Source organism: Flavobacterium galactosi (assembly GCF_048158585.1).
Taxonomy (GTDB): domain Bacteria; phylum Bacteroidota; class Bacteroidia; order Flavobacteriales; family Flavobacteriaceae; genus Flavobacterium; species Flavobacterium galactosi.
Map to the genome: position 1 here is coordinate 744441 of NZ_JBLNKV010000001.1, position 12221 is coordinate 756661.

Annotated in this window: 7 protein-coding genes and 1 pseudogene; 2 read left to right on the forward strand and 6 right to left on the reverse strand. The window is 34.4% G+C overall.

The window, feature by feature from the left end; translation table 11 throughout:
- The first annotated feature begins 339 nt into the window (after window positions 1-339).
- Window positions 340-4149: a T9SS sorting signal type C domain-containing protein gene (locus ACM55M_RS03210; RefSeq protein WP_416856054.1), complete on the forward strand. Its 3810-nt coding sequence runs from the start codon at window positions 340-342 to the stop codon at window positions 4147-4149.
- Between the two features lie 55 nt (window positions 4150-4204).
- On the opposite strand, the pseudogene ACM55M_RS03215 reads toward ACM55M_RS03210, so the two are convergent.
- The 5 genes and pseudogenes from ACM55M_RS03215 to ACM55M_RS03235 all read right to left on the reverse strand — a co-directional run bounded on the left by ACM55M_RS03215 (window position 4205) and on the right by ACM55M_RS03235 (window position 8468).
- Window positions 4205-5099 (reverse strand): annotated as a pseudogene (locus ACM55M_RS03215) (cupin-like domain-containing protein).
- Window positions 5100-5179: 80 nt separating this feature from the next.
- A complete protein-coding gene (gene bioB / locus ACM55M_RS03220; RefSeq protein ID WP_416856055.1) occupies window positions 5180-6265 on the reverse strand; it encodes a biotin synthase BioB in 1086 nt (361 codons plus the stop codon).
- 99 nt (window positions 6266-6364) lie between these two features.
- Window positions 6365-6802 (reverse strand): hypothetical protein, encoded by a 438-nt coding sequence (locus ACM55M_RS03225; protein WP_416856056.1) that lies wholly within the window; start codon window positions 6800-6802, stop codon window positions 6365-6367.
- Window positions 6803-6974: 172 nt separating this feature from the next.
- Window positions 6975-7418 (reverse strand): hypothetical protein, encoded by a 444-nt coding sequence (locus tag ACM55M_RS03230; RefSeq protein ID WP_416856058.1) that lies wholly within the window; start codon window positions 7416-7418, stop codon window positions 6975-6977.
- A gap of 120 nt (window positions 7419-7538) precedes the next feature.
- Window positions 7539-8468 (reverse strand): bifunctional riboflavin kinase/FAD synthetase, encoded by a 930-nt coding sequence (locus ACM55M_RS03235; RefSeq protein WP_416856059.1) that lies wholly within the window; start codon window positions 8466-8468, stop codon window positions 7539-7541.
- A 206-nt stretch (window positions 8469-8674) separates the two neighbouring features.
- Here ACM55M_RS03235 and ACM55M_RS03240 point away from each other — a divergent pair, with 206 nt between their 5' ends.
- A complete protein-coding gene (locus ACM55M_RS03240; RefSeq protein ID WP_416856060.1) occupies window positions 8675-11353 on the forward strand; it encodes a zinc-dependent metalloprotease in 2679 nt (892 codons plus the stop codon).
- 52 nt (window positions 11354-11405) lie between these two features.
- Here ACM55M_RS03240 and pth read toward each other — a convergent pair whose 3' ends face one another.
- Window positions 11406-12080, reverse strand: a complete 675-nt coding sequence (gene pth, locus ACM55M_RS03245) for an aminoacyl-tRNA hydrolase (protein WP_416856061.1) — start codon at window positions 12078-12080, stop codon at window positions 11406-11408.
- Window positions 12081-12221: the final 141 nt, after the last annotated feature.

Sequence of the window (12221 nt, forward strand, 5' to 3'; positions counted from 1 at the left end):
ATGGGATTTTTTGATTTAATAAATAAAAATTAGGAACAGTTAATCTGTTTTCCGCTCATTCATGATAAGTCTATTGTGAATTTAAATCCCTTAAGACCTTCTATCGCTAACATGGCTTCCCCCAAAATCATATTTCTGTAAAAAACAAAATTAATCATTTTTGTAAGTAAATATCACTAAATGTGGGTATTGCGGTATAAAAACATAGTCTCTACTTTTATAGATGTTGCTGAGAGCAAAAACTGCGGATTATCTCACGATTCATATTGGAACCATAAATTCAATTTAAATTTGAAAGCAAAGCTATATTTTTTCGTTATTTTGTTTGGTCTTTTTTTTATGAGTCCAATTTATTCCCAACAAGGGAAAGTAGATTTAGCGTTTAATACCTTCGATGATGGACTTCAAGGGGATGGCTTTGATAATACAGTTAGAACTATTTCTTTGCAAACCGATGGAAAATTAATTGTAGGAGGGGATTTTTTAAATTTTAATGGTACTGCAACCTCGTATTTATGTAGATTGTTTTCAGATGGATCTAAAGATATTTCCTTTGGATCAGGCTCCGGTTTTAACGGGAAAATATATTGTTCTCTACTGCTCCCAGATGGGAAAATAATTTTGGGTGGATCTTTTACCGCTTTTAATGGCTCAACTGTTGGACGATTAATACGATTGAATAGTGATGGTTCTTTTGATGCCACTTTTAATACTTCACTAGCCGCAAACACTGGTATAGTCCATAATGCTGCTTTGCAAACTGATGGGAGTATAATTATTGTAGGCAGTTTTACAAAATATAATGGGGTAAATGCGAATCATATAGCTCGTATATTGTCAAACGGAAATTTAGATGCTTCTTTTATTACGGGTTCTGGTGCTAGTGGTGCGGCAGAAGAAGTTCAGGTTCAAACTGACGGTAAAATAATTGTGGCAGGCTCTTTTATTTCATTTAGTGGCACTACTTGTAATAGAATAATCAGATTAAATGCTAACGGTAGTATTGATGCTACTTTTGGAATTGGAACAAGTTTTAATGGTGACATTGGGGCTCTTTTTTTACAGTCAGATGGTAAAATTTTAGTTGGAGGTGATTTTACAATTTTTAATGGGACTTCAGCCAATAAGATAATTCGATTGAATACTAATGGTTCCATTGACGGAAGTTTTATTTCCGGATCAGGATTTGGCACTAGTGGAGTCGATATTATCAAAGCGAATTCTGTCGGTGCAATTATGGTTGCTGGTTCTTTTGCCAGTACTTATAATGGAACCGATGTGAACCGATTGGTTTTATTGGAACCTAATGGAGTTATTAGCTCAACTTTTGATATCGGATCTGGACCAGCAACAGCAACAGTATATGCCTTGGTAGGCGATTTAAATGGGTCGTGGTATGCAGGCGGTTCTTTTTCTGTTTTCGACTCACAAAACCAGGGACGTCTTGCTAGAATTGATGCCGTTGGAAGCTTAGATATTGGCTATCTTACCGCTGGTGTAGGTTTTGATAATTCGGTTTTAAAAGTCATTTCCTTACCGGATAATAAAACAATGGCTTTTGGAAGTTTTACTAAATTCAACGGAACGAGTGCTAATAGAATCGCTTGTTTGTTGGAAGATGGAGCTATCGATGCCTCTTTTAATTCTTTAGGGGTTGGAGCAAATAATATAATTAAGAGCGCTGTTATACAAACAGATAATAAAATTATTTTAGTAGGTAGTTTTACAAATTATAATGGAGTTGCTGTTAACAGAATAACGAGAGTGTTATCCAATGGGGATTTAGATACTTCATTTACAATTGGTACAGGGGCTAACAATCAGATCTATGCTGTAGCACTTCAGCCTGATGGGAAAATAATTATTACTGGAAATTTCACAATTTATAATGGTGTTTCTTCAAATAGAATCGCCAGATTATTACCTGACGGAACTCTTGATTCGGGCTTTAATATTGGTTTGGGTGCGGACGCTATAGTAGAAACTATTTTATTACAATTAGATGGGAGAATAGTTTTAGGTGGACGGTTTACAACTTTCAATGGGATTTCGTACAACCGAATGGTCCGCTTGAATAAGGATGGAAGTATCGATTCGGGTTTTTCTATTGGTGTTGGTTTTGATAAATACGTATATACAATTGCCCTGCAATCGGATAATAAACTAATTGTTGGAGGAACATTTTTAAATTATGGAGGTGCTTCTGCAAAAAGAATAGCCAGACTGAATAGTAATGGTAGTTTAGATACTTCTTTTCCTTCAGGAACAGGTTTTAGTAATGGAGAAATTAGAACAATTTTGATCCAACGTGACGACCGATTGCTGATAGGAGGAACTTTTTCTGGAACTTATAATGGAGTTTCTGTCAAACGTATGGTCCGATTGCTTGCGACCGGAGTTTATGACACTACTTTTTTAGTAAATTTAAACAGTACGTTGTATAGTATTTGCTTTACTCCAAATAACAAAGTGATGATTAGCGGAAATTTTAATTCTATTTCAGGAGTAACAAAACATCGTGTTGCTCGAATTAAATTATGTACTAATAGCTCTATTTGGGATGGTACTGCTTGGAGTAATGGTTTGCCTTCGGCTGAGAAAACAATTATATTCACTGGGAATTATCCTCTTTTTAATTCGATGAATGCCTGTTCTTGTTTAATAAGTGCGGGGAATACAGTTACAATTCCAAACGGAAATACTTTAGGATTAATTTTTGATTATTCAGGATTAGGGACATTAGTCTTTGAAAACAATGCATCTCTTTATCAATCCGATGATCAAATCATTAACACAGGAAGTATTCGAATAAAAAGACAAACTACGCCAATTCTTAAAACGGATTATACTTATTGGTCTTCGCCAGTTTTAAATCAAAAGTTGATTGATGTATCTCCTAATACACTTTCGGATAAGTTTTATTCTTTTGACGCTATCACAAATAAATGGCATAATGTAGCGCCAACAAGTGTAATGGGTCTAGGAACCGGTTATATCATTCGAGGTCCTGAAAGTTTTTCAACAATAAATCGGGCTACTTACGAAGCTGTTTTTACGGGAGTTCCTAACAATGGAATTGTTTCGGTTCCAATAACTTCAATTAGTACTTCAAATCTTATAGGAAATCCATATCCTTCAGCAATTGACGCAGATGTTTTTATAACAACAAATGCCGGAATCACAGATGGAACTATTTATTTATGGACACATAATACGGCTATTACAAATAATGTTTACACCTCTGATGATTATGCGGTTTATAACTTGTCAGGAGGAATTGGAACAAGCGCAGCATTAAAATTGGGAGTAAATAATACTAAACCTGATGGTAAAATAGCCTCTGGACAGGCTTTCTTCGTAACTAGTATAAATGGAAGTGGAGCCGCTGTATTTAATAATAGTATGCGTGTTATTGGGAATAATACGAATTTTTTCAAATCTAATTCAATAAAAAAATTTAACGGGTTGAATATAGAGAAAGACCGAATTTGGCTGAACCTTTCCAATAGTCGGGGAGCTTTCAAACAAACCTTAATCGGTTACATAGAAGGAGCTACTAACGATTATGATACTAGTTTTGATGGAGAAAGTTTCGATGGGAATGTATATATAGATTTTTATAGTATTAACCAGGACAAGAATTTAGTAATTCAGGGTAGAGCTTTGCCATTTAGGCAAACAGATATTGTTCCGTTAGGTTATAGTACCACTATAGAAGGTGTTTTTACAATAAATGTAGATGCTGTCGATGGATTACTCTCCAGTCAGAGCATCTTTATTGAAGACAAGTCAAATAATACAATCTTTGATTTAAAAAGCGGAAGTTATACGTTCAATACAAAAATTGGAACTTTTAATAATCGTTTTGTATTGCGCTATACGGATAAAACATTAGCTACAAATGAATTTGAAATAGTGAATAATTCAGTTTTAGTATCTAATAAAAATAAGCAGATACAGGTAAAATCTGCTTCGGAAATAATAGATAAAGTTATAATTTATGATTTGTCAGGAAGAAAAATATATCAAAAGAATAATTTGAATGATGTTGAGTTTTCTGTTTTTAATTTGGTTCCTAGTCAGCAAATTTTGTTGTTAAAAATTGTATTTAAAAATACTAAAACGGTAGTCAAGAAAATCATGAATTAAGATATGTGAATATTAAAAAATCAAAAAATGCATTTTGATATAAAAACGACTTGCTTTAAGTGACTTTGGAGCTCATGTCTTGATTAATATTTAATTTTTTGGGAGTACGTATTATGGCTTCTTCATTTTTATAATCTATCCATTTCTGCCCTTTTAGTTTGCGCATAAAGTTGTCAAAATAACGCATAATCATTAGGTTGTAAGCAGCTTTTGATAGGCTGGATGTTTTTCGTGGGAAAGCTCGTAAACTCATTGAAAATCCAGGTTCGAGGTATTTCATATAATGCCAATATCCTTCAGGCATGTATAGCATTTCTCCATGATTTAGTTTGCAAATATATCCTTTTGCTTGTTTTAAAGCGGGCCATTTATCAAAATCAGGATTGTCAAAATCAATATCTTCTCTGCAGATTAATGAATGGGGAATTTTATATAAAAAAGGAGTCTGATGGGGATTAAATAAAACACATTGTTTTTGACCATCAAATTGAAAATGGAGTATATTCGAATAATCGATATCAAAGTGCATAAATACTTTGGAGTTTTTACCTCCAAAAAAAAGCATCGGTAATTGTTTTATTAAACGTAATCCAATATCAGGCCATTTAAAATCCTTGTGAAGAATAGGTAGTTCCTTCATTAAATCACACAAGAATATTCTGTAATTCGTAGGTTTTGATTGTAATAAATCAATGTAGTTTGCCATCTTCATTTTGGCATGAGTCTAATTAAAACCATCTTTGTGAGAAACGGGTCTATTGTCATACAAAGGAACTACTTTTTCACCTGCAATAGATTTGATGTAGTTGAGGTTCCATTTTTTGTATGCCGGCCAATCTTGTGTCAAGTTTTCAACAACTAAAGGTTTTTGTTTTTTTTACATAATTAGTATAAAAATCATCTTTCGAAATGGTTTTAACACGCTCTATTTCGGTAAGATCTATTTTCATGAATTAAAAATTAAAAAATGCTCTTAATTTTTAGGCTAAGAGCAAAATTAGAAAAGCTTTAATCTATAGTGAAATCAATACTATTTTTCTTTCGTAGATGCTTCAAGATTTCTCTCAATTGTGTGTCCTGGTCTTGACCATTTTGGTTTTTCTCCAAGAGGTGCGAATTGTGAATCTGCTGCTTCAATTGTTTGAGGTTGAGAAACTTTTGTAAATGCTTTTTGAGGGTTTAAACCCAACATTTCAAACATTTTCATGTCTTCATTTACATCTGGATTCGGTGTAGTTAATAGTTTGTCTCCTGCAAAAATAGAATTGGCACCAGCAAAGAAACACATGGCTTGGCCTTCGCGGCTCATGTTCATTCTTCCTGCGGATAAACGCACTTGAGTTTCCGGCATAATAATTCGGGTAGTGGCTACCATTCTTATCATTTCCCAAATTTCTACCGGTTTTTCTTCTTCCATTGGCGTTCCTTCAACAGCAACCAAAGCGTTTATTGGCACGGATTCCGGTTGGGGATTTAGTGTAGAAAGTGCTACAAGCATTCCTGCTCTGTCTTCAATGCTTTCTCCCATTCCGATAATTCCACCGCTACAAACAGTGACATTCGTTTTACGAACATTCTCTATGGTTTGCAAACGGTCTTCAAAACCGCGTGTTGAAATTACTTCTTTATAATATTCTTCTGAAGTGTCTAAATTGTGGTTATAGGCATACAAACCAGCTTCTGCCAAACGATGCGCTTGGTTTTCGGTAATCATTCCAAGGGTGCAGCACACCTCCATGTCAAGTTTATTTATGGTGCGAACCATTTCCAGTACTTGATCAAATTCAGGACCGTCTTTTACATTTCTCCAGGCTGCTCCCATACATACACGGGAAGAACCGCTTGATTTTGCGCGTAAAGCTTGTGCTTTTACTTGACTAACCGACATTAAATCATTGCCTTCAACAGCGGTGTGATAACGGGCGGCCTGTGGACAGTATCCGCAATCTTCTGGGCAACCGCCTGTTTTTATGGATAATAAGGTCGAAACTTGAACGACGTTAGGATCATGATGTTCTCTATGAGTAGAAGCTGCTTCATAAAGCAAATCCATCATAGGTTTGTTATATATTGCTATAATTTCTTCTTTCGTCCAGTTATGTTTTGTAATGCTCATCGATACGATTTTTTGATGCACCAAAAGTAGTCAAATTGTTCTAAAGAAGCAATGGAATAGTATCTAAAAGCTGATTGGAGAATAATTTAACAGACAATGTTAATCTGTTGTAAGGCGGTTGTTCCAATATAGCATGAGCAACATAGTAACAATTACGGAAGATGCAATTCCTTCAAATAGTAAGCAAATAGAATAAGTGTTTACGGACGGGTTTCCGCCAAATAAAAATGTTTTTGATAAGGATTTTACATAGGAGTCCCCACCTTGCATGTAGCTGTAGACTACTAATCCGATGATACTTAAAAACACTCCTATGAGTGATGTGATCATTGCTGATATGGCATTGGTAATAAAGTTTTTTTTACCTTCAGCAACATTCATTTCGATGGTTTTGTTAACGCCATAAAAAACAAAAAATACATTAACGATGCGTAAATAAAATAAATCAGCGTAGCCTAGTGCATTCATTAACAAAAAATAGATTGCAATTCCGGCAAAAATAATACCTCCGTTTACTAATTCTTTAGGTAGTTTCATTTGATTATTTTTTATAATTAAAAATAGAACACATATCTGAATTATCTAAAGAGTTTTTTTTTGAACTAAATGAATAGAGCGAAAGAGAAAAGCGTATGATATAGTTGTTGGAATTTGTTTTTTCTTTGCAATTGAACGCAGAGAAAAACGTTAATTTCTAATTGATTTATTTTTAATGTTTGTCTGAAGAGTAACGGCTTTCCCAGTATAGGAGCAACATAAATGTTACAATTACGGCTGATACGATTCCTTCAAAAAGTAGAGAAATTGAATACGTCATCACGGAGGGATTTCCTCCAAATAGAAAAGTTTTTGACAATGATCCTACATAAGCATCGCCACCTCTTGAATAGCTGTAAATTATTAATCCAATGGTGCTTAAGAAAATCCCTGTGAGCGATGTGGTTAATGCTGAGGCAGCATTGGGAGCAAGAAGAGTTTTCCCTTCTGTAAAATTTGTTTTTAAAGTTCTGTTGGTCCCATAAAATACGAATAGGACGTTAAGGAGGCGCAAGTAAAACAAATCAGCAAGACCCAAAAGCTCCATTAACAAAAAGTAAAGTCCTATTCCGAGGAAAATTATAAATCCGTTGTAAAATTCTTTTGGCAGTTTCATAGGATTAATTTTTAGAAGAGTTAAAAATAATACGGCGATGATAAATGATACATATATTCAAATTTACAGAAAATATGACAATATTGTACGAAATGTGTTAAAAAATAATCTTAGAGAAAGCTAAATTTTATTAAGGTAGGTTAGTGCAGTTTCTTTGTCTTTTTCAAGTTGCTGTTTTAAAAGCATAACAGACTCGAATTTTTGTTCTGAACGGATTCTGTGTAACATGGAAATCCTGATTTTTTGATTGTATAAATCTTCGTTAAAATCAAAATAATGAATTTCTATAGATTGACTTTGCCCTTCAACAGTAGGGTTGAATCCAATATTCATCATTCCAAAAACAGTTTTTTGATAGATGGTGCTTTTTACAATATAAACCCCGTTTTGTGGAATAAGCTTGTAGTTTTCTTCAATTTTTAGGTTGGCGGTTGGGAAATTAATAGTTCTCCCTAATTGTTTTCCTTTGACAATAATTCCGGTCAGGAAATAATCATATCCTAAATATTCATTGGCCAAATCCATATCTCCATCTAGCAATGCTTTCCTGATTTTAGTAGAACTCACAGAAATATCATTTATTTCCTGAACTGATATTTGTTCTACTTCAAAATCGTATTGTTTTCCAAAATCAATAAGATCATCAATATTAGCAGTGCGATTTCTCCCAAATCGATGGTCGTAACCAATAATTATTTTTTGAATATGAAAACGATCTACAAGAACGGTTTTGACAAACTCTTCGGCAGTTAATCTCGAAAAAGTCTCGTCAAAAGGATGGATTACAAGATTTTCAATACCTATTTCTTCTAATAAATCTATTTTTTCGTCAATGGTATTAAGTAGTTTTATGTCGGAATGTTCCTGTAAAACCATTCTGGGATGAGGAAAAAAAGTAAGTACTAAACTTTCGTAATTCTCATTTTTAGTTTTTTGTATTACTTTTTCCAGAATTTTTTTGTGACCAATATGAACTCCGTCAAAGGTACCTAAAGTTAGGATTGTTTTTTTTGTGGAACTGAAATCGTTTATAGAATGAAAAATTTTCAAAGCAAATGTTTTATAATAGTGCAAATTTATACTATCTATTTTAAAAGTAACGGTATGAGGAATTGATTTTCGCATAGGTTTCTAAAAAAATGGCTTAAAAACAAAAAATAGACATTTAGAAGCTATGAATTCATTCAATATATTAGGGATTGCGTTGATACATTAATATAAATACTTTAATTTTGATGCTAAAATGTTTTCAAATCATGAAAAAAATTATACTGTTTTTTATTGTTATTCTCTCCAGTTCAATAGCGCATGCGCAAAATGGTTCTCCTTGGAAAAGAATAGATCAAAATAAGGTTGCTTTTTCAGATAAGATCAGTCCTAAGCTGAGTGCTGATAATCAATTGTTGTTTAAATTAGACGAAGTTGCGATTAAACAATTTTTGGAACCACTTCAGAATAATACAGCAAAGGAAAATAGAATTGAAATTTCTATTCCGAATATGAATGGTGTTTTAGAAAAGTTTTCAGTTTGGGAATTCTCTAATTTTGAGCCTGAGTTGCAGGTAAAATATCCAGATATCAGAGCTTATAACGGTATTGGAATTACAGATCGAAATGCATCGCTTTATTTCAGTTTCTCACCAAAGGGAATTCAAACCATGATTTTAAGGGGAGATAGTGGGTCGGAATTTATTGAACAAGATTCTAAAGACAAAACGGTATATGTTCTTTTTAATTCCAAAAACAGAACCAGAGGAAGTTTGCCTTTTTCCTGTAAAACCGAAGATGTAGCTTTAAACAAACAATTATTAAATAAAACTAGTAAAATTTCAGCTAGTAATAAGGTTTTTAAAACTTTAAAACTGGCGTTGTCCTGTACAGGGGAATATGCTGCCTATTTTGGAGGGACTGTAGCGGGTGCTTTGGTAGGGATGAATGCGACTATGACACGAGTGAACGGTGTTTTTAATAAAGATTTAGCTGTAAAATTGAATATTATCGCAAACAACAATCTCATAATTTATACTAATGCGGCTACTGATCCTTATTCTAATGCCACTGCAGGAGCAGGAGGAGCGTGGAATCAAGAGCTACAGAGTACATTAACCAGCACTATAACAGATGGAGGTTATGATATAGGCCACTTATTTGGCGCTACTGGAAGTGGCGGTAATTCTGGTTGTATCGGTTGTGTGTGTGTGAATCCCACTACTGCTGATCCATTAGCAAAAGGGAGTGCTTTTACCTCGCCAGCTGATGCAAAGCCACAAGGCGACACCTTTGATATTGATTTTGTTGCTCATGAAATGGGGCATCAGCTGGGAGCACAACACACCTTTTCTTATACGCTTGAAGGAACAGGTGTAAATGTAGAGCCGGGAAGCGGGTCAACGATTATGGGGTATGCCGGGATTACAGATTATGATGTTCAAACCAATTCGGATGATTACTTTGCTTATGCAAGTATTAAACAAATACAAGATAATCTTGCTGCAAAAACGTGTCCTGTAAGTACAGCAATAAGTAATAATCCACCAACAATTAGTGCTGGTTCAGATTACACAATCCCCAATGGTACAGCTTTTAAGTTGACAGGTACTGGTTCTGATATTGATGGGGATGCTATTTCTTATTGTTGGGAACAAAATGACACAGCTACAACTACAAGTGGAGCAAATAGTATCGCCTTACCGACCAAAGCAGATGGTCCTCTTTTTCGATCTCTGTATCCAATGAGTTCCCCTATACGGTATATGCCTTCTTACAATACTGTATTGTCCGGTAAATTAACCACAACATGGGAATCAGTTTCCACAATAGCAAGAACACTTCACTTCACTTTAACAGGCAGAGATAATACTACTGCTGCAATTGGAACGGCTCAAACCAATACCGATGAAATGATTGTTACCGTAAGCGGAACAGGCCCATTTGCTGTTACCTCACAAAATACAGAAAATTTAAGTTGGTCACAGGGAACCACGCAAACCGTAACTTGGAGTGTAAATGGGTCAAATGCTTTCGCTGGATCTACAAATGTAAATATCAAACTTTCTACAGATGGTGGATTAACATTTTCCACAATTTTAGTTTCGGCTACTCCAAACGATGGTTCTCAAACAATTACAGTTCCAAATGTTACTGCAAAAAAATGTAGAATTTTAATTGAGCCAACCGCAAATATTTATTATGCCATAAATAGTAAACCATTTGCTATTGGATATACGGTTGCTTCATCTTGCAATACGTATGCTTTTGCAACCCCTTTTCCCATACCGGAATCACCGACTTATACTTCTAAAACGGTTAATGTGCCTAGTTCGACTGGAACTGTCTCAGATGTAAATTTTGCAGTAGGTTTTACTCATTCGTATTTGTCAGATGTGCAAATAGAGGTGGTAAGCCCGCAAGGTACTACTGTGAAATTATTTGAAAGAAGCTGTGGGGATACTAATAATAGTTTAATATTGAATTATGATGATTTGGGAGGTATACTTGCTTGCGGAACTACAACTGCTCAAACGGTGGCTCCATTTGAACCATTGTCTGCTTTTAATGGGCAAGATCAACAGGGAGTTTGGACACTGAGAGTTCGAGATGCTTATACGGCTAATACGGGAACCTTAAATTCAGCATCAATAACCATTTGCACGGAAACCTTTACTTTAGCAGCTCCTGATTTTCAAATAAATGATTTAGTCTTGTATCCAAATCCAAACAAAGGGAATTTTAACTTAAAATTTACCAGTGATTCTACTAGTACAAGTAAAATACTAGTACACGATTTGTTAGGTAGAAAAATTTTCGAAAAAGAATTTGGAATTCAACAAAATTTCAATGAAAATATCCAATTAAAAAATGTTCAGTCGGGACTTTATTTATTGACGGTAATTGATGGAGATAAAAAAGAGGTAAGAAAAATAGTGATCGAATAATCAAAATAGAATTTACTAAAAAAGGGAAACGTTTTTAAACGTTTCCCTTTTTTTATTTTCCATTAAATGTGGTCATTGTGATTTCTAATCCTGCAGTTCCAAATGATTTTATAATATCGGAAGCTAATTCTAATCGTTCTGGGAGTACTCCTTTTTCGGCATCATCCCAGTCTCCCAGAACATAATCAATTTGTTTTCCTTTTTTGAATTCATCACTAATCCCAAAACGGAATCTCGTGTAGTTCTGCGTATTCAAGACAAGATTGATATTCTTTAATCCATTGTGTCCACCGTCGCTTCCTTTTGGTTTGATGCGAATGGCTCCAAAGGAAAGGTTCAAATCATCGGTAATGACTAAGATATTTTCCAAAGGAATATTTTCCTTATCCATCCAGTATTGTACCGCTTTGCCACTCAAATTCATGTACGTGTTGGGTTTCAAAAGTAAAAAAGTTCTTCCCTTGAATTTATATTCGGCAAGGGAACCCAGTTTTACGGTTTCGAAGTTGACTCCTTCTTTTCTGGCCAAGAAATCGACTATTTTAAAACCGATGTTGTGTCTTGTGTTTACATATTCGGCGCCAATGTTGCCGAGTCCAACTATTAGAAATTTATTACTCACGCTTTTTATATTATTTTTTTGGTGTTCGTGAACCTCCGGTTTCATACAATCTGTAGTGTCGTCTATTTTTGTTGATGTGAATAAATTTGAAATCCATTTTATCATGCTGCAAAAATAGACTTAATTAGATTCTTGAACTATTAGATTTTTAGAAAATAGGTGTTTGCTGCAAAATATTTCTGGATAGCCCTGCTGACCGCTTTATCTTTTTATACTGAACTTGTTTCAGGATAAAAAGATAAAGCG